Raw genomic sequence first — 18,783 nt, 5'->3', positions numbered from 1 at the left:
TATTAAATCCTGATCATCTTCTAGATCTCTTCGAAATAATTTAGCTAATCACGTTCCATTTCTAAACTCTTAGATTCAGCATCTTATCCATAGCATTTTGGCTATTTAAAGAAATAGCGATAACCCAATTTAACTTCGTTCCAATCTATTTGGTTTTGCCACTGATATGCATAACTCAAATTTAAGCTGTGTTGCGGGCGAATTAGATATTGAATTTGTTGGTTCAGCCGAACATTCCATTGATGACTGTCAGACCAATATGGTAATTCTACTTGAGTCACGCTATTCAGCTGTGAGTTCCAAATCATTTGACACCCCGCCGTAGGCCCCAAACCTATACGCCAGCCCTGATCTAATGCAGATGAAAACTGAAAATTGCTTTGCATTTGTCCATAACAGAGGACGTTATGGGCTGGATTTGCCCAGCTATAACCTGCTTGAGTCGTTAGACGCGCCACACCGTGCTGTGTCTTATCACTAAAATGGCCTTGTGAGTCTAAGGCTTCTTGTTCCCAACCAAGATTAAATCCCCACGAAAGCGGTTTTTTAAAGGGCGAAATCGGATTATAGGAATTAACGGCGAGCAGTTCCAATTGCTTGAGCTTGAATTGATCATCTTGATAGCGCACAGTGCCATCCAAAAACTTGAGCTGTGTGCCTAAACGGTATCCCCATGGTGGATCAATTAAATCGTGATATGCCTGCCGATGTGATATTTCCACAAAGCCTTTAGCTTGTGACTCGCCCATTGCCACACTGATGTTTTTAGCATAATGCCCTTGTGATGGATCATGCACGGGCGTAGCAACTTCTTCGCGTTGTTTATCGAGCTGAATTTGGCTACGTAAAATTAAAAGTTGGCGTAAGCGAGGCTGTACAAACGCTGAAGGCTCTTTTGAAGACGTTAAGGCCAAATACAAATCGTCATAGCCCATTTCTAAAATTTTTGCTTGATCGCTCAGCGTATAAGGCGATAGTACCTGAGCCATTTGATTCGGCTCAGACCAAGCCACTTGATGTGCGGTTCGTGCTAGTTGTGCGCCATGCTGTTTGGCCTGTGCCAATAATTGAGTTTCGAGCGCTGGCCGATAGGTTTTTTGGCTCACTAAACTTTTTTTCTCTAAGATTTTAATGGTTTCAATCGGTATTGCCGTGTGCTTAAAGTTTTTTGATAACTGCAATTCAGGGCGCACCAAATCCAATAAGCCTAAAATACGATAGGCACAATTATCACTCACAAAATAATAGGGAAAAGTTACATGTTGCATTTCCCAAATATGTAGCACAAGAAATTGAGTTTCCTGTTCTGTTAAATTCAGCTCATATTCCCACAAATCACGACTTTCAAAATCGCCATATTCCTTAACTTTACGGTAATACGGCATCAGTGAATATTCACCAGGATACTGTCCTGTTAAACCTTTCCATGCATAAGACCAGCTCTCTGCAGTTTGTACAGTGGCAGCATAATTGATTGCATAAGAAACTAAGTTCAGTTGTTTTTGATGAGCGGGATCTATCCTTAATAAAGTATGACCAAACATCGAGCTAGGATTACCCATAAAGTCGGTGGCATATATAACAGTTGCTTTATGCGGCTTAATTTTGCTGTACCAATCGTCTAAATCAGGACAATAAACTTTTGGCAAATCATTTGCAGGAATTGCTAAGGACTGAATCAGCCATTGGCTACGTGCAGGAAATTGGCAACGAACGGATGCATTCTCACTAGCCACTTTAAATAAAGCTTCAATATTGGCATCTAGCTCAGCCTGTAAATCTTGTGCGCCCTGTTCACTCACAAAATACTTCGCATACTGAACGTCACTTCGCCCTTGTGCATTCCGATACATTAAAGCTTGCCATGTCTGGCGCTGTACCAACTGAAGGCTATGCGCCTGCTGTATATAACGCTGAATCTGGTCTGTACTTATTGCATATTGATTGGATGGACTTTGAATAGCGTTTTTCAAAGCGGGAGCATCTACAACATCTGCTTGACCAAGCTCAGTCGCGGCAAGCCCCAAGCTTGGAATACACAGCACCACCAACCAACACAGTAATTTCATAATCTAAAATCTAAGCAATAATGAATCAAAAAGGCATAAAAAACCCCGTCATATAGACAGGGCTTCGTACTACATCATTACACGTATGCTTTGAGCACTTCGTCTTTAGCCATTACTGACTGCAGTGAAGATAAAACTTGCAAAGAGTTTGAATTTTCTGTGGCATAGATTTCTGCAAAATTCGCTTTAGATACCGCGAAGAAATGTGCTTTATCTTCTGCTTTAATATGCAGTAATTCAGCCAATACATTTAAGCTTTCGCCTTGACCAACGGCCATATCACGTGCCAAAGCTTCTGAGTTTTCATTGGTAAATGTCACCGCTTGCGCAGTTACCGTACCTGAACCACTACAGCCAATCGTACCAAAAGTAATACCGAACAATTGGTTAAAGAAAATGCCGTTTGTTGTTGCTGCAAGCAATTTTGGAAGCTTACCAGATTGACCCGCCCATACTTCTGAACCGATACCACAACCTGCATCACGATCGGCAAATGCTGCGGTTGAACCTACTGCTAAAATGGCAGCTAAAGCTATTTTTTTTAACATGATGTTTCTCCAGAAATCACTTTATGAGTGTCATTTTTATTGAGCGCAATCCACATTGCACAACTGTACATTAGACGAAAGCTTTACGAAAAAGCAAAGCTATTTTGAAACTAAATTGTAATATTCGACCAGTTACATATTGTGCTCAGCTTTTAACTTCCACTGCCCTGTCGAGCTACGTTCACCTAATATTTTCAACACTAAAACCAAGCTCAACAAAAGCAATAAATACCAAGACCCTAACTTCGCCCAACCCACCATGTGCCATGCATCGACTTGACTTGGATACAACCAAATTTGATAAAAAGTACTAATGTTTTCTGCAATCCAAATAATAAAGGCCAAAAGCACCAATACAGGTAACATTGGCAACTGAAATTGATGATAATTCAATCTAAAAATTATTTTAGTTTTCCAGAAAATAAAAATACTCCATGCAAATAATACTACACGGTAATCTGGAATAAAAAACTTACTCATAAAGTTAATATAGGACAGTACAGCAAGACTGAGCATATTGGCAAAACTTGGCAAACGCTCAAATGAAACTTGATATAAACGCAATGAACGCGCAAAAAAGCTTCCCACTGCGGAGTACATAAATCCTGCGAATAAGGGTACAGTTAATATTTTAAATACAGCAGGCTGTGGATATTGCCATGATGCAATTTGTGGATGGGTAAGAAATATTTCCATCACCATGGCAACGATATGAAATAAGGCAATGACTTTGGCTTCGGCCCAAGACTCTAGTTTTAAATACAATAGACAGATTTGAATGACCAAGGCATAAAATAATAAATAGTCATACCGAAATAATCCCCAATGTTCTGTGCTTCCCATAGATGCTGTAAGCACAAACGCAATTAACAGCAGTATCCCAAATAAGGCAGCCGAAGCTGCCTTATATGAGAACTCAAAACATGATTTTAAAATGGCAATCACTGTTGAATCCTAAGTATTTCCAAGTACGTTTTATAGATATTTAGCGCTGTATTCATGCACAGTATCTATAAATACACGTGGGTTTTCAGGGTCAACCCACTGGGTAATACCATGACCTAAGTTTGCGACATAACCTGTTTTTTCGCCATTGGCATAAGCGTCATCCAACATGGCTTTGGTGGCTTTTGCAATTGCAGCTGGCGTGCCATATAAAGTTGCAGGATCTAAATTACCTTGTAATGCTGCACGGCCTGCTACAGTTTGACGCGCAGTATGTAGATTGCTTGTCCAATCTAGACCAAATGCATCTGCACCAGTCGCGATCATCGGCTCCAACCACTGACCACCACCTTTAGTGAAAAGAATCACAGGTACTTTACGACCGTCTTTTTCTCGCTGTAAACCATTCACAATGCGTTGCATATAATTCAACGAAAATTCAAGATATTCGCGATGAGCCAACGCACCGCCCCAGCTATCAAAAATCTGTACCGCTTGTGCGCCTGCATCAATTTGCGCATTTAAATAATCGGTCACAGCATCTGCTAAGTGCGACAACAATGCATGCAATACTTCAGGTTGCGCGTACATCATTTGCTTCGTAAAGCGGAAATCTTTGCTTGAACCACCTTCAACCATATAGGTTGCAAGTGTCCAAGGGCTACCAGAGAAACCAATTAAAGGCACTTGACCACCCAAGGCTGAACGAATGGTCGACACCGCATTCATCACGTAATCTAAGTCAGATTTCACATTTAACTTAGGCAAGTTGGCAACATCTTGCTCTGTACGTACTGTTTTATGAAATTTTGGCCCTTCACCTGTTTCAAAGTACAGACCCAGACCCAAAGCATCAGGTACAGTCAAAATATCTGAAAATAAAATCGCCGCATCCAATTCATAGCGACGTAAAGGCTGTAAAGTGACTTCACAAGCAAAATCTTGATTTTTACATAGCGATAGGAAGTCACCCGCTGTCGCACGCGTTGCGCGATATTCTGGTAAATAACGTCCCGCTTGACGCATCATCCAAACAGGTGTTGTATCAACAGGTTCACGCAATAAAGCACGCAAAAAACGATCATTTTTTAAGGTCGTCATGTACTTTCCTATCATTTCTCGACATTTCGCCCATCATAACAAAAAGGCTCATAATTTAATAACTTCTCAGCGTTTTAAAAACCGATCAACTTCAATGCTAAAAATGATAATTACACAAAACAAATACTGCACCGCGCTTTTTTTTCTGCAATACTTGTAGCCGTTTTTCACATAGTAAATGAATAATTCTTAAGGTTGAATTATATGTTCGTTCGCACAATACTCACTTTGAGTTTAAGTTGCATATTTGCTGGTACAGCTTTAGCCGCATCTACTGCTGAACAACCATTAAATCCAAAAGTTCTCACAGATGTTGCCGTTCAAGATCCTATTGATCCACTCGCTGCTGATGCTGCATCTTCGCCTGTCGCAAATACTTCTGCAAAAATTACTGATCAAGAACAAAAAGATTTAAACTCAGCTTCGGATACGCTTAATACATTACAAAATTCTGAAGACCAGAACGCTGATATTGGTAATGCTACAACTACAACTGCGCCAGTGACCACTTCACCAGCTGCAAAAGCCTCTTGGACTTTAGATGGCATGAATAATGCGCAGTGGTTTGAAAATATTGGTAAAGGTCAATTCCCTGTGTATGCACGTGCTCACGTGATGCTAAATAATGCACATGCGTCACCTGGTGCTATTGATGGTTCGAGTGGTAAAAATACTTTAAAAGCAATTGCCTCTTTCCAACAAATGAATGGCATTAAACCAACAGGCACGCTCACCAAAGAAACTTGGGACAAGCTTGTTGCAAATCAAGCTGGCAAAGCTGCTTTTATTGAATACACTATTACTGATGCTGACCTTAAAGGCCCGTATGCGAAGTCAATTCCACATGACTACGCACTTCAAGCAAAAATGCCAGGTTTGTATTACACACGCGTGACTGAGATGTTAGGTGAAAAGTTCCACATGGACGAAGATTTCTTAAAGAAATTGAATCCTAAAGCGACTTTCAGCAAAGCTGGGGAAAAAATCATTGTTGCGAATATTCGTAATGAAGTCCCAGAAGACATTCATTTGATTGTTGCCCATAAAGGTGCAAAACAACTGTATTTATTTAACAGTCGTAATCAAATGATTGGCTCATTCCCAGCAACCATTGGTAGTTCAGACACACCGTCTCCGACAGGCACATACAAAGTGACTGGCGTTGCACCGAATCCTTGGTACAGCTATTCGCCAAGCAATTTCGTACAAGGCAACAATAAAAAGCCATTGTCATTACCACCCGGCCCGAACGGTCCTGTAGGTAATATTTGGATTGGTTTAAGCAAAAAATCATTTGGTATTCATGGTACACCTAACCCATCTGCAATTTCTAAAACTGCATCACATGGCTGTATCCGCTTAACTAACTGGGATGCCAACGATCTTGGTAAAAAAGTTAAAGCAGGTGTAACGGTTAAGTTCTTAGAATAATACCGTTAAAGCCATACTAGAATCATAGGGTGTTCTGCTTTCGGGCAGAGCGCCTTTTTTATATCGTTGATATTCAGTTCCTGTTCGTCACATTCATAGTGTAGCTGACGTAAGAAACAACTCCGTAAAAACAGACTTAATTTTCATTTTCAACTAAACCGATAACAACAGCGCTCTACTTTTGATAAAAACGCGCAATAACAATAAATAAGGCGATTACTTTTATGTCTAAGCACCATCAATTAATCACAATTTTAGGCGGATTTGCGCTAAGCCTTGTATGCACGACCAGCTACGCTGAACTTGAAGAAGAAGTGCAAAATGTTATTCACATTAACGCCAGCCTAGATGATGACGAAGATAATTCAATCTATCCAGAAAACTGGTCAGACCGCAAAAAAATTCTGATGCGTAGTTATAATCCAGCGCAAGACAGTTCACAGGACTACCTGAACAATTCGCGTTATTTTGTCATCAATGGACAAAACGCCGTACGCTATTTTCCATTATCTAAGAAAACTAGCCCAGCATTGCTATATACCGAAGTCGGTGGCAAAAATTTCTTCGCCTTGGTGCAGTCTTACGGCACATCACGTCAAGTGATCAATATTTCATCGCAGTTACCACATCATTTGAAAGATCATCAGCTGTTCAGCATTCAGCCTCATGGCAAAAATATTGTACTGATATTCCGTAGTCGCTATTTCTATAGTCCTAAAGAAATTCAACACAATACAGCTTTTAGTCAGAGTTTTAGTAGCTATTTATATAGAAGCAGTTATGAATTGATTGAAGTGAATATCGCGGGCAAAATCTTGCACCGTACACAATTCACATCGCCCTTCCTTGAAAATGGCATGGGGTTTGGCCCCAGCATGGAAGAAAATCAGGTTCTTGAATATACCACCAGTACGCCTGGCAATTATCAAACCGCGAAGCCTTATGATATTGAGTACAAATACCTTTACCAACACGGTAAACTCACAAAACATAGCAATAAACGCTTCCTCAGCGTTAGCGAACGCGTGGCCTTACGTGATGATAAAGCTGGCGTGAATGCTGAATTGATAGAAGATGAATACCGCGAAATGCATCGTAATGATAAAGCTAAACCCAGTAGCTGCTTGCAAGATTTTTGGGTTTATCATGACAAAGCGGCACCGAAAGAAGTCAACTGGGGGAATCCGTGGATACAGCGCCAGCCTGCATTGTTGCAGACCTTTAAAAAGGAATATGAAAGTGGTAAAACTTATACATGGGCTCAGTTTCGGCAACGTTATTGTGATTTAAGTCACTAAACAATGTCACCAATCATTTCAAATATGCAACGCTATATTGCGGATTTACAGTTTTTAATAAAAATATAAAACACTAAAATAGCTTTAAGTTAAAAATAATACAGGAAGACCATCATGAATGCGTTCTTACATCCAAGTGAAAACCGTGGCCACGTAAAAATGGGCTGGCTTGAGTCTAAACATAGTTTTTCTTTTGGCAATTGGTACAACCCGGACTATATGGGTGTGAGTGCACTACGTGTGATCAACGATGACTTGATTGATGGTCATCAAGGCTTTGGCCAGCACCCGCATGACAATATGGAAATTTTAACCTGTGTGTTAAAAGGTACTATTACTCATAAGGACAGTATGGGTAATCATGGCGGTATTACTGCGGGTGAATGGCAACTGATGAGTGCTGGTACAGGTGTTCGTCATAGCGAAATGAACCAAGGTGATGAGCAGGTTCATTTACTGCAAATTTGGATTATTCCAAATGAGCGTGATGCAGAACCAACGTATCAACAAATTAAATGTGATCCACGCGAACAGCCTGATCAATGGCATTTAATTGTGGGCCCTAATGCGGACGCGCCAATGCACATTCGTCAAAATGCTGAGGTGAAAACTGCTGTTATTTCTAAAGGCAAACGTCTGCCGATTGAAGCAACACAGCATGTAAATTATGTTCATGTGATTGAAGGTAAAGTTCAAATTGCTGAACATACAGTTGATGCTGGTGGTGCGATTGCCTTTCTTGAAAATAGTGAAATTGTAGCTTTGGAAGATACTCAAGTGATTTGGTTTGATCTACCTGAAAAAGTTGCTTAACCCAATCTATACTTCATTTTCAAAAGCTAATATAAAAAAGCCCTGATAATTCAGGGCTTTTTTATTTTTTTCATAACTCATCAAATAACATGAGTTCATACAATTTTTTGATCTGATGGTGCTTAACCCATAGTACGGTTATGTTGCAGATTTTCTGTTTGGCGCAATTGGTCATAAGCTACTGGATCAAATGCACATGCACTCAGTGCGCTCACCATGATTACAACAGTCATTCGTTTTAACATTTCGTACATCCTCATTGCCAGCATTTTGCAAAAAATCCACTCAAGCCTACTGGTAAATGCTTGTATTGGATTTGCTTGTTTAATGCACACACTATAAAGATATCGATAAAATCGTTAAAACTGTTTATTTCAATACTTACAATCTATTTTTTGGATTAAAAATAATATTCCTACATCTTTTTTTAATAAAAAAAAGCCCTTGTAAAAATACAAGGGCTTTTTCAAATTTGGCGGAAGCGGTGTCCGTATAACACCTGTATTATGCCATCCAACCCAATCCAACATAAATATATTTTTCAATAACTTATGTAAACACCAATCCAACCAAGTCTTGCCAAACCCAATCATTTCAAATATTCTATGTGGGTTTTTATGTGGGACAAGAACAAACCTATGCCAAAGAAAGCCAAAGAACTCTCTGCGCTCAGTGTAGCAAAAATCAAAGGAAATGGCAGGCATGCTGTAGGCGGTGTCAATGGTTTGCACCTACGTATTGTCAACGACTCTCGTGCTTGGGTTCTACGTGTTGTTGTAGGTCAGCGCTTTGATGAAAATGGAAAACAGCAACTTCATCGCCGTGATATTGGATTGGGCTCTTACCCAGAAGTGTCACTAGCCGAAGCAAGGGCTAAAGCTCATGAAATGAAAGCCCAAATCCGAAATGGGAATGATCCTATCCAACAAAAACAAGATCAACTTCAAGCTTTACGTACTCAAAAACTTCGTAATCGTTCTTTTCGTGAATGTGCTCAGATTGTGATTGCCAATAAATCTCGTGAATTAAAGAATCAGAAGCATATTGCTCAATGGTCTACCACATTAGAAACTTATATCTATCCTACTCTTGGTGATATTAATATTGGCACAATTACTAAAGTTGATATTGCTGAAGTTCTTAGACCTATCTGGATTGAGAAGAACGAAACAGCTAAACGTATTCGTGGTCGTATTGAGACTATTTTTGATTATGCAAAGGCTATGGAGTATTTTGAAGGTGACAACCCTGCTGAATGGAAAGGTAATCTTGAACCTATATTAGGTAACTTAAAGCAGGAATCACGCCCTCATCCATCTTTGCCTTATGATCAGATTGCTACATTCATTCAGCACCTCCGTCAAAAAGATGGGATTTCCCCTAAAGCTTTAGAATTTGCAATTTTAACAGCATGTCGCTCTGGGGAAATTTTTGGAGCAACTTGGCAAGAAATTGATTTTAAAAATAAAGTCTGGACTATTCCAAAAGAGCGCATGAAAGCTGAAAAAGAACATCGTGTTCCACTTTCAGAACCAGCAATTGAATTATTAAAGTCAATTCAGACTCATACCAGATCTCAAAGTTATATTTTCCCTGCACCTCGTACTGGTAGCATGCTTTCAGACATGTCCTTAACTGCTTTGATTAAGCGTATGCATGAACAAAAACTCAAGGAAAATTGCTTAGGCTATATTGATCCAAAACAGAATCGGGTGGTTACCACACATGGCTTTCGTTCTACTTTCCGAGATTGGTCGGCCGATAAAACAGATTATCCTCGTGAGGTGTGTGAGCACGTACTTGCACATAAACTGCCTGATGAAGTTGAAGCAGCTTATTTACGTGGAGCTTATCTCGAAAAACGTAAGGGATTAATGGCCGATTGGGCAAAGTTTTGCTATCAAAATACTGAATAAATTCAATCAATCTTTTATCCATATTAAGTCCTAAGTACTAAAACTCACTCCATTAAAAAATTGCTTCAACATATTGACTCCGAAAAGGCTTGCTCATTCATTTACATTTTTAGGGTTCAACCAAAAAAGAATTTCTCGGCAAATAGCTGGATCGCCCAAGTCTGCAATGAGGGCGTCATCAGCAAACTCAATCCCACCTGACCTCAACCATCCGAGTGATGGATGATCTTTTGGAAGAAGTTTCTCTATTAAAGATTTGATGCAATCGTCTGAGTCATCCATCAACCACAACATTAAAAGAAGAAGTCCTCGTCGTTTGAGATTGGCAGAGATTTCACGAGCAATCTCTAAATTTTTAGCTGGTGAAGCATGATGTGCAATGATTAAAGTGAGTATAACTGCAATCTTTGGTGTAAGAGTAATTAGCATGTCTGCTGTAATCTGACCGACAATTTCTATGTCAAGTATTTCTAAATTAGTCAGTATTGCACTTGCTGCCGATAGCCTAACCTCAATTCGACTAGGTACAATAGCGAGTTCAAAGAGCTGTTTCTGAAAAGTGTACCCGCCTTGCTCAGCAATCACATTAAACAATTTTTTACATAGAGACCAGTCTGAAGTATCAAGAGCTATTTTCAGTAGCTTCTCAAGAATAGTATCCTCTAGCGGCTTTATTTTACTGATTGCGTCGACTGCGGCGCGCGCGATCTGAAAACAGTCGTCCTCACCGTATCTCGATGAGGATGAAGACCATTGATCTTGTACAAGCTGAACTAGTACGGGAAGATGGTGCAAATGAGGTTTACTAGTGAGCAAAAGGGCCAGTGCTTTACGGACAGGACTTCCCTCAGCATTTACTAAATTAAGGTAATCAATAGGTATTGGTGTAGGAGCATTCTCGCCTAATGTAACAAGTGCCTTTGCTACAACATGTGAAAACCGATGATTTAGCGCTTTGAGAATTACATCATGAAAATCAAGCGCTATGGCAGCATCAAGTGCTTTAACGCAATCTTTACATTCGTCACTATTTGCAAGTATCCATTCAATGTCAGTGCGGACTGAATAAGGTAGCTCACGGTACTTAAGAATACGAAACATTCTTACATTAGGACTTGAACAAACAATACTCTCTAATAGCTTCTTCACAGCCTCTGATAACGGCTGCTGGGCGCCAATATTACTATTGGCCGCTTTACATAATTCCTGCAATTCAGTTCTCAACTGATCCATGACATTCTTTAATGGAATTGCAAGATTATGATCCTCCCCTCCAATAGTGCTTCTATTCTGCAGAGAAGCAAGATCGAGCATGAGCTCAATAAGCCTATCATTGTTACCTGCCAGACTAAGTTCATCAATAATAGTGTTTAAAAAATTTGGTGCGTGTTTAATAAGACATGCTAATGCAGCCAAACGGACATCACTCCATGAAGAGCCGATGCGTACTTGATAAAGGAGTTGGTCTATATAATTGTGATCCCAATGCTCTATGAGAACGAACCACAGAGTGCTTTCTTCTTCACTATTGTAGGCGGCTATAAAAGCTCCAGTCATTTCATCCTGTGCTATCCGTCCTATTCTGGCGCTGTTGTGTAAAGAACGCATCCAATACGGAAGAAAATGCTCAGCATGACGATGTTCTACTAGGTGCTTCCACCCTTTAACTTCACGAACATGATCTACGTATGCTTTCACGAATTCGCTTGCTGTATAGCCATCATCGCTCTCGCAAACATACTCAGCATAATCGCTGTTGTAGACTTCATTAATAATTGCTAAATGGGTCTCAGCATTCTGCTTTTGTTGTTCTTCAGATGGCATAAGCACTTTAACTGCCTTATCGAGAATAGGCTCAAAACCATTAATATCTCGCAATGCACCAGTTGCAATTACTCCTGAAGAGTTTACGTACCCATAATTTAGAATTTTATTTGCTGCCTCTAGATAGACTGGCGTTAAGTTAGATGCTAGACGGTCGAGGTCAGTTATTAACTTATTGCTGTAACAACGTTGATCCTCTGGCAACATTTCCCGAATGAAACGACCTACTATGTAAGAAATTTTTGAATCTGCTTGTAAGCGATTATACCAAGCATCAGACTTGCTAGGAACCTCCCAGTAATTTAAACCCCAAAAAGATTTATCTGGTTGATGAAGTAGATAGCGAGCTAATTCCCCTACATTGGAATTGCGTGAACCAGATTTAGCCGCAAGAGTCATATGGTCACTAAGTAAATAAGAAGGATCATCAAAACGATTAGATAACCAAATATCAATTTGGTGCGCTAATAGCTGTTTAGGTTCGAATTCAAGCTCAGGAAAACGTTGTGTTGCCGCAACCACGCGAGCAGCAATCTCAGTTCCACAGCTTTCTTCAAGACCATCGAAATCCATCAGCACTTCGAGAAAAGTACGTAATGCAATTTTTGCCTTAATCGAATTATGCTTGAGTGCACTTTCAATACCAGCCTCTACACGGGGATGATAATAAGATATATAACCATTCTTCAGACGAAGATTTCGCGCTGCAACGAAAAAATCTACAAGTGGTATTACTCCATTTTCAAGCCCTGTAAGCCTTTCCGAAAGTTCCAACTCTAAGCTACGAATGACATTGATAGATAAATGTTCACTAACTTTTAAAAATGCCCAGATAACCGCTGCTGCAGCTACATCTTTCCGTTCTTCGATCTGTAAGAATACTGTTTGCTCAATAGATTGTTCATGCGCTTTTACAATTGCATCCAATATGAAGCTTTGAGTTTTTCCTTTGTTTGAGCGATTCATTATGCGCAAAGCATCAAAAAATTTCTCAATTTCAAGTGGAGTTGCCAACTTATTAAGAACCATTTTCTCTGAATCAGAAGCCAACAGTTGAATATCTCTAGGTAAAGCATCAATCCTCGTTCGATAAAGTTTCTGTCTCTCATGTTTCCCATACTGCTCCGCTTCAAGAGGAACAATCCACGATTCAACAGATTTCAATGCTCCAGAAGCGCTTGCTACATCTCGTCGACTGGTAGCAATAATCATACTGTCCGCACGTGCCGAAGCCATATATTTTGCGAGTTCATCGTTCCAAGGTCGACTTGCTGGGTCAAAATCATATCGTCCCCATGGATCTTCAATATCGTAAAGAACTGGCTTAGGTGTACGATCATCGCGCAATTGTTGCGGTCCATGACGTATTGAAATACGTGTTAAACCAGGGTTATCACGACGTAGTTCTTCAAAAATTTTGCTAGTTGTAAGTGTCTTTCCTGTTCCCGACTGACCGATAATTAACGCTGCGTAATTGGGCGATCCCATTGCTTCTCTTAAATCTTGCCAATTCTTAGGATATACATAGTCATCAAGTTTAGGTGAGCTAGCCAGATATCCATCATGATTCCGGATAACTTGGGCAAGTTCATTCTTATGCCATTTTCCCTCACCAACACGTCGAACTCGTAATTTTGCTTCCTCGCGAAGCTTTTGCAAACACTCTATCCAGCGTGAGTTTGGTACTCCAAATCGTTCAATAAGAAGCCTTTTGATTTCTTGTTCCAAACGTTCTTCGTACAAATTGTCAACGACAGCAATACGACCATCTGCACCTACCGGAAGAATCTTTGCTGTAGAAGTTGGTAAGCTATTCTTTTTTTGAGGCCAGCTTCCAACACGCTTTACTCTTAGATTTTGTGCATTTCCGTTTAATACTGTGCTGGTTACAAGTACATATCTAACTGTAGGATCATTAAGCCTCTCTGCCGCTGATTGTCTAGTAGCACTGCCATGATTTAACAATCGGTTAATACCTTTAATGGTCCAAGCATCCCCGCCACGTAGTTTAACTTGGACGACAAGTGTGTAGCCATCCAGACTTACCCGCGTTTCCACACGCTCTGGTTCATCGTCTGCCAGTTGCGCTTCAATATCCTCTTCAGAACCAGGTTCGAGCTCAATCATCTGTGTCAAACCTGAGCCGAGCATCAAGTCTAAAGCCAGCCAAATAGAGACATCAACTTGATAGTCATAGCCAGCAAGTGAGCGAGCACCTGACCCAAAATTATCTTCTACAAAATTTTCTTGGTTCATATTTCAACTCATAGTTGAAGGTGCGCTAATCACAACACAGCCATCAATTCCTTCAATCTTTAAAATACCTTCCTTGAATTTGGAATGCTCTTGCGTTGCACGTGTTCTATCCCATAGAAAACTGATAATACGAGCATCCCTGTATTTCAGGTCTGCATGATAAAGTGATGCATCCTCGGCGATCTCCCCGATAAGTGCAGGAAATGATTTTTTGGTGTCTTTACGGTACTTCACTTCAATAATCGTATGTAGGGCAGGCAAATAAAGATCAATTCGTGGATTCTTCTGTCCAACAGGCTGAAGGTTTACTTCGTCAGCAATATCATTAAATATCGGTGCAAGCATGACGTAGAGGAGGTTCTGAACATGATATTCATTCTCTATCAACCACTTGACAGGCTTAGCACCTCTAGTGCGACCAGCTTCCTCCCATGTCCAGCGCTTGAGACCGACTGGAATATTTTCCAGAAACTTAACAAGATCATCGAAGCTCCATCCATTGGGCGCTACTACAGCTACATCCTGATTAATTTGATCGAATACATAGATTATCAAGCTCAGAAATGCAGTTGAAGCCTCTCCATATGCTAGTGTTTGGAATTCATTCAGGAAACGGCTAATAAGGCAAAGACGGCTTTGATGATCCTCGATACGTAATATCTTCTGGTAATGAAGAAACAGTGGCACACATGCACTGGAAAAAACAACAGAATCACCACTGCGGATAAACATTGCGATATCTTTCTCAAAGAGATTGAGGCGATCGCCACTTATTTGTTGCTCTAGAAATTCTGAGATCCAGTTATTGAACTCATAATCAATGTTTGCTTCACCCAATTTTTCAACTAACCATTTTACAGCTAAAACACCAAAAACATCAGATACCCAAGGTCGTGGAGTAGAGTCGATCTTAGCAGCTTGTCCAAGCAAACGTGATATCTCTTGGTTTGAAATCGTTTCAGATAAAATTTTAAGGCCTGAGATCGCGCATCGCTGGTATAAAGAAAGAGAAGAGAAATCGAAAATTGGAAGGTTCTCAGATAATTTCAGAAAATACAGGAAGCTGGTTTTAAATGGATCTGCGCGCGCACCTTCGCACACTTTTAGATACATATATTCGCGCAATTGATATGTATTTTCTTTTTCTACAGAAACCATTGAGACTGCCCTATCTTTCCGATCATGACTGAGTCACTCCAACCTGGAAGCTGATTAAGCCATCCTAGATTTCGAGCTATTATATCTGAATAGCTTATTGTCACTGGCATAGGATTTGGGAAGTAACTTCGCCAAGAGTGAGATGCGAAGCAGTGGATCTGTGCACTCAGATATCTGATATCCTTGAAAGTCGAGTCTTTATGAACATCAAGTATCACCCCTCTTGGATGACCATCTGTATTTTGTCGCAACTCCCGTTGGCCTATCAGATAAATAAGCATTTCGTGTTTGGAAAGTTGGAATATTTTTCCGCGTGGTGGAGCCAGTCGACCTTTCTGCACACCAATTGTAGCGGAATCGAACATGTGAAGCCCATGGTCTTCGGAGATTTTAAGGAATGCGTACTCAATCTGATAATCACGATACTTGTCAATAACAGCACGAACAGCTTCAATCTCTGCTTTGTTAAACTTCTTCACCTGAGCATGGAAAATCAAGCGAATCGTATCACCTTTCTGCCAATTCATGCGCTTTTGGATTTTTTCAATAGTTTCACCGAGAATCGAAGTTAAAGCTTCGCAATAGGCTTCTGGTACAACAGCTTTTGACATGTTGGAAACGATGTAACTACCATCTCCAGAAAAAACAGTAGTAATCCCCATAACCCTTTGTCCGTTAATACCACGCTCCTGTCCAATATTTGCACTACCGATGCCAATTACTAACTCATGAGAAAGTGTTGGTGAGGACTTCAATAACCATGGAACACCACCCATTTTTGCGTAGCAGGCTAGAGCCATATTATTGAGCGAAAAACTGAGGGTATAATCAGACTGAGAAAGAAGCTCTATTGTAAAATCCTGTACAGGTATTTGATGTAGGAAAAAAAGACTTTTGCCTAAATAGTATGGATTCTCTTCTACCTTTAGCTTCTTAAAAGATTGCCGGACCTGCACGAGAGCAAGATCCCAACGACCACTGTCCTCTGCTTTTTTTCGGATTGCAGCTTCGATTGCACTTTTGAACCCATCGAGACTATCTGAGGCTGTCGTAAAAACTTCAACGCGACTCGTACCAAGCGTAAATTTACCCTCAAGCCCATTATTAAAATACTTACTGTTCGGAATCCCTTTCAAGAACTTACGGACAAACTGTTCCACACGACCCTTGTCATGCTGGGCACAGATCACGCAAATCGAAGGATCATTTCTATCGAAAGTACGCTTAGTATAAGGACCGTACTTCGTCAACCCCTTCTCAACCCAGTCGGCTTGTCCATTGTCATTAAAGACAAATACTGGTTTGTGCATTTGCCCGCAATATTTCTGAATATCAGGTGAATCCTCGATTTCTATGTCTATGCCATTAATCATTGAAATGGTATTTGACTGAATGTATCCCTTGAGCCTATCGATGTGCTTCTTTTTATTATCACCTCCATTAAAAAGAGAAATGGATTGTCTAATACGCTCTACAATGGCATCTTTTTGTGTACCGTGCGTGTGAAAAATAAAATCATCGAAATTCGTCAGATTAGCCTCTAGAAAAATATCCTTAGCATTGGTCTGCACAACCTGTCCATCTGGCCGAGTAACAGAAATTATCTCTTCAGTTACACCACTAATCATTCCTAGAAATTTCTTGTATCCATCTTTCTGCTCCGAAACGACATACCGTCCAATCAAATCGAACCCACTATTTAAAAAGTACAAGCAGTTCTCTTTAATGACTTTACGTGTTGTGCAGTCAATAACGAGACATGGGTGACCTTGAATAATACGTGTATCGATTGAATATTTTGTGCAGATTTTAAATGGGTAAGTTTCACCAAGAATCGGAGCCAGAAGATTATCTTTTGGCTTAATGCTTATCAGCTCAATTGGATTAAAACCAGACGGGTTACGTCCCAGCCCATTTAAATGTCGAGTAAGTCCAGCCTTAACCAGCGAACAAAAAATACCGACATTATCCTTAAGCATGACTGTCTGCGGTGAACCGAAATTAGGAAATGTGCCATCCATTGAGAAGATCAGAATGTTATTGCCTTTACGATGAAATGTATGTGTTTTTTTATGGCTGATGCGAAACTCATCCAAGATTTCCTTACTATAAGGTATCTCACAAACCTGCACTTCCAATTCAGGAACTTTCAGCGGAAATGCGTTTAAGAATATCGACAATATTCGCTCCTTTTGCACCTAAAGATTTATGCCTGAATAAAAATTGGAATATTCATACTAGCTAAAATTTTTAAATTCCAATCATTACGTCTGGCTAACAGGTAATTAATTATGATATCTGTTATTAAAATAAATTTTTGATAAATTACTTTAGCTTTAGACTAACATATCTATTCTGCTAGTCTAGAGCCAACTGATTAACCTCATAAGGTTTGTTAGAATGTGCTTGAGCTTAAATTACCAGATGGAGTCGAAGCTGCTTACCTACGTGGAACTTATCTTGAAAAACGTAAAGGATTTATGGCTGATTGGGCTGAACTCTGCAGTACACAATTTTACTAGGCAACATTCATTAAAAGGGAACTAGACAAAATGTTTTACACTAAATTGAGTTACTAATTTTTATGCCTACTCCTGACTTCTAATTTTCTGTGATCCAATAAAACGATTTAGACCGATTCCTTTTATCTTTGAACGACCTTTTGTAGAGGAAAAGTATGGACCACCATGAAATTTAAAAACGTATTTTTTTGAGTCCCTATGCTCAATTATGAGTTCACCAACATTTGCTCTTTGCATCAATCTTCTTAATAATTTTTTTTCACGTTTAGTAGGCTCTTCCGTAAATACACTGTTGTATTTATTGCGCCAATCGTAGTCAAAAAATTTCTCTACATCAGGATAAATCAAAATAAAAGCTGGACGTACTCCATCAAATTCACAAAAACTATATGTATAAGCTTGCATCACACAGTTTAATAACTTTTTCACACTCTCCTTACTTTGAGGATCTTTAATCTCGATACCTATAGCTTCTACATCAAATCCCATCGCTTTTGCTTTTTCATTTGGTCGGAGTAGTAAATCTAATCTTAAAGGAGAATCATCAATGACCCATCTCCCTGCAACTTCTTCTTGGATATAAAATAGATCACTTAACATTTCTATTAATTTTTCTTTAGCTATTTTTTCTCTATCTTGAGACATGTTTAAATCATGTTTCCTATAACTGATTGCTAAATTAATAACCTATACCCTTACAACATAGGACTTAAGTTATTAAAATAGACACTTATTCTATCTATGTCATTTGCTGATTCCAAAGTGACAGTTAATCTAGAAAATAACCAAGGTAATCCAATTTATTTTAGATAAACCTAAAATTTCATTCGCTAACTGGTTAAAATTATAAACTATCGTCAACTATATCGTTTAGCATAGGCATTCTGTTGTGGATTAGCAAT

At 39.6% G+C, this 18,783-nt stretch carries 13 protein-coding genes and 1 pseudogene; 5 read left to right on the top strand and 9 right to left on the bottom strand.

The window, feature by feature from the left end; all coding sequences use genetic code 11:
- Positions 1-101 precede the first annotated feature (101 nt).
- The 4 genes from D9K81_RS06485 to hemE all read right to left on the bottom strand — a co-directional run bounded on the left by D9K81_RS06485 (position 102) and on the right by hemE (position 4,663).
- Positions 102-2,069 carry an Lnb N-terminal periplasmic domain-containing protein gene (locus D9K81_RS06485; RefSeq protein WP_120375305.1) on the bottom strand — a complete coding sequence of 656 codons (1,968 nt, stop codon included), beginning with the start codon at positions 2,067-2,069 and terminating at the stop codon, positions 102-104.
- 77 nt (positions 2,070-2,146) lie between these two features.
- Complete coding sequence (locus tag D9K81_RS06480; protein ID WP_120375306.1) at positions 2,147-2,617, bottom strand: DUF3015 family protein; 471 nt, start codon at positions 2,615-2,617, stop codon at positions 2,147-2,149.
- Between the two features lie 132 nt (positions 2,618-2,749).
- Positions 2,750-3,562, bottom strand: coding sequence for a DUF817 family protein (locus D9K81_RS06475; RefSeq protein ID WP_120375307.1), 813 nt, complete (start codon positions 3,560-3,562; stop codon positions 2,750-2,752).
- A gap of 30 nt (positions 3,563-3,592) precedes the next feature.
- Complete coding sequence (hemE, locus tag D9K81_RS06470) at positions 3,593-4,663, bottom strand: uroporphyrinogen decarboxylase (RefSeq protein ID WP_120375308.1); 1,071 nt, start codon at positions 4,661-4,663, stop codon at positions 3,593-3,595.
- 204 nt (positions 4,664-4,867) lie between these two features.
- On the opposite strand from hemE, the gene D9K81_RS06465 reads away from it, so the two are divergent.
- From D9K81_RS06465 to D9K81_RS06455, 3 genes are all read left to right on the top strand, one after another.
- Positions 4,868-6,094 carry a L,D-transpeptidase family protein gene (locus tag D9K81_RS06465; protein WP_120375309.1) on the top strand — a complete coding sequence of 409 codons (1,227 nt, stop codon included), beginning with the start codon at positions 4,868-4,870 and terminating at the stop codon, positions 6,092-6,094.
- 224 nt (positions 6,095-6,318) lie between these two features.
- Complete coding sequence (locus D9K81_RS06460; RefSeq protein WP_120375310.1) at positions 6,319-7,392, top strand: hypothetical protein; 1,074 nt, start codon at positions 6,319-6,321, stop codon at positions 7,390-7,392.
- Between the two features lie 114 nt (positions 7,393-7,506).
- Entirely contained in the window at positions 7,507-8,205 is a 699-nt protein-coding gene (locus D9K81_RS06455; protein ID WP_120375311.1) for a pirin family protein, read from the top strand.
- Between the two features lie 122 nt (positions 8,206-8,327).
- Here D9K81_RS06455 and D9K81_RS18770 read toward each other — a convergent pair whose 3' ends face one another.
- On the bottom strand, positions 8,328-8,450 hold the full coding sequence (locus D9K81_RS18770; protein WP_265091317.1) for a hypothetical protein: 123 nt from the start codon (positions 8,448-8,450) through the stop codon (positions 8,328-8,330).
- A 393-nt stretch (positions 8,451-8,843) separates the two neighbouring features.
- On the opposite strand from D9K81_RS18770, the gene D9K81_RS06445 reads away from it, so the two are divergent.
- A complete protein-coding gene (locus tag D9K81_RS06445) occupies positions 8,844-10,121 on the top strand; it encodes a tyrosine-type recombinase/integrase (RefSeq protein WP_120375313.1) in 1,278 nt (425 codons plus the stop codon).
- A 93-nt stretch (positions 10,122-10,214) separates the two neighbouring features.
- Here the strand turns inward: D9K81_RS06445 and D9K81_RS06440 are convergent, their stop codons facing one another.
- Genes D9K81_RS06440 through D9K81_RS06430 form a run of 3 tightly spaced genes read right to left on the bottom strand, consistent with a single transcriptional unit; the run spans position 10,215 to position 17,539 of the window.
- On the bottom strand, positions 10,215-14,201 hold the full coding sequence (locus D9K81_RS06440) for a hypothetical protein (RefSeq protein ID WP_120375314.1): 3,987 nt from the start codon (positions 14,199-14,201) through the stop codon (positions 10,215-10,217).
- A 3-nt stretch (positions 14,202-14,204) separates the two neighbouring features.
- Complete coding sequence (locus tag D9K81_RS06435; RefSeq protein WP_120375315.1) at positions 14,205-15,359, bottom strand: PD-(D/E)XK nuclease domain-containing protein; 1,155 nt, start codon at positions 15,357-15,359, stop codon at positions 14,205-14,207.
- The gene (locus D9K81_RS06430; protein ID WP_171406889.1) at positions 15,347-17,539 is read right to left on the bottom strand and encodes an argonaute/piwi family protein; all 2,193 of its coding nucleotides are present in this window, start codon (positions 17,537-17,539) and stop codon (positions 15,347-15,349) included. The genes D9K81_RS06435 and D9K81_RS06430 overlap by 13 nt, the downstream gene beginning before the upstream one ends.
- Positions 17,540-17,758: 219 nt before the next feature.
- On the opposite strand from D9K81_RS06430, the pseudogene D9K81_RS18655 reads away from it, so the two are divergent.
- Positions 17,759-17,881: pseudogene (locus D9K81_RS18655) on the top strand (integrase); the annotation flags it as partial.
- 66 nt (positions 17,882-17,947) lie between these two features.
- Here D9K81_RS18655 and D9K81_RS06420 read toward each other — a convergent pair.
- Complete coding sequence (locus tag D9K81_RS06420; RefSeq protein WP_120375316.1) at positions 17,948-18,526, bottom strand: hypothetical protein; 579 nt, start codon at positions 18,524-18,526, stop codon at positions 17,948-17,950.
- Positions 18,527-18,783: the final 257 nt, after the last annotated feature.

This window comes from Acinetobacter chengduensis (assembly GCF_003664645.1).
In the GTDB taxonomy this organism is placed as follows: Bacteria; Pseudomonadota; Gammaproteobacteria; order Pseudomonadales; family Moraxellaceae; genus Acinetobacter; species Acinetobacter chengduensis.
The sequence above is the reverse complement of the archived record's forward strand: the minus strand, read 5'-3'. Positions and strand labels throughout refer to the sequence as shown.

Excerpts from the sequence above, each read along its gene's own strand:
- hemE (WP_120375308.1), bottom strand. The coding sequence starts at position 4,663 with ATGACGACCTTAAAAAATGATCGTTTTTTGCGTGCTTTATTGCGTGAA.
- D9K81_RS06480 (WP_120375306.1), bottom strand. The coding sequence starts at position 2,617 with ATGTTAAAAAAAATAGCTTTAGCTGCCATTTTAGCAGTAGGTTCAACC.
- D9K81_RS06435 (WP_120375315.1), bottom strand. The coding sequence starts at position 15,359 with ATGGTTTCTGTAGAAAAAGAAAATACATATCAATTGCGCGAATATATG.
- D9K81_RS06445 (WP_120375313.1), top strand. The coding sequence starts at position 8,844 with ATGCCAAAGAAAGCCAAAGAACTCTCTGCGCTCAGTGTAGCAAAAATC.
- D9K81_RS06460 (WP_120375310.1), top strand. The coding sequence starts at position 6,319 with ATGTCTAAGCACCATCAATTAATCACAATTTTAGGCGGATTTGCGCTA.
- D9K81_RS18770 (WP_265091317.1), bottom strand. The coding sequence starts at position 8,450 with ATGTTAAAACGAATGACTGTTGTAATCATGGTGAGCGCACTGAGTGCA.
- D9K81_RS06455 (WP_120375311.1), top strand. The coding sequence starts at position 7,507 with ATGAATGCGTTCTTACATCCAAGTGAAAACCGTGGCCACGTAAAAATG.
- D9K81_RS06485 (WP_120375305.1), bottom strand. The coding sequence starts at position 2,069 with ATGAAATTACTGTGTTGGTTGGTGGTGCTGTGTATTCCAAGCTTGGGG.
- D9K81_RS06465 (WP_120375309.1), top strand. The coding sequence starts at position 4,868 with ATGTTCGTTCGCACAATACTCACTTTGAGTTTAAGTTGCATATTTGCT.
- D9K81_RS06440 (WP_120375314.1), bottom strand. The coding sequence starts at position 14,201 with ATGAACCAAGAAAATTTTGTAGAAGATAATTTTGGGTCAGGTGCTCGC.
- D9K81_RS06420 (WP_120375316.1), bottom strand. The coding sequence starts at position 18,526 with ATGTCTCAAGATAGAGAAAAAATAGCTAAAGAAAAATTAATAGAAATG.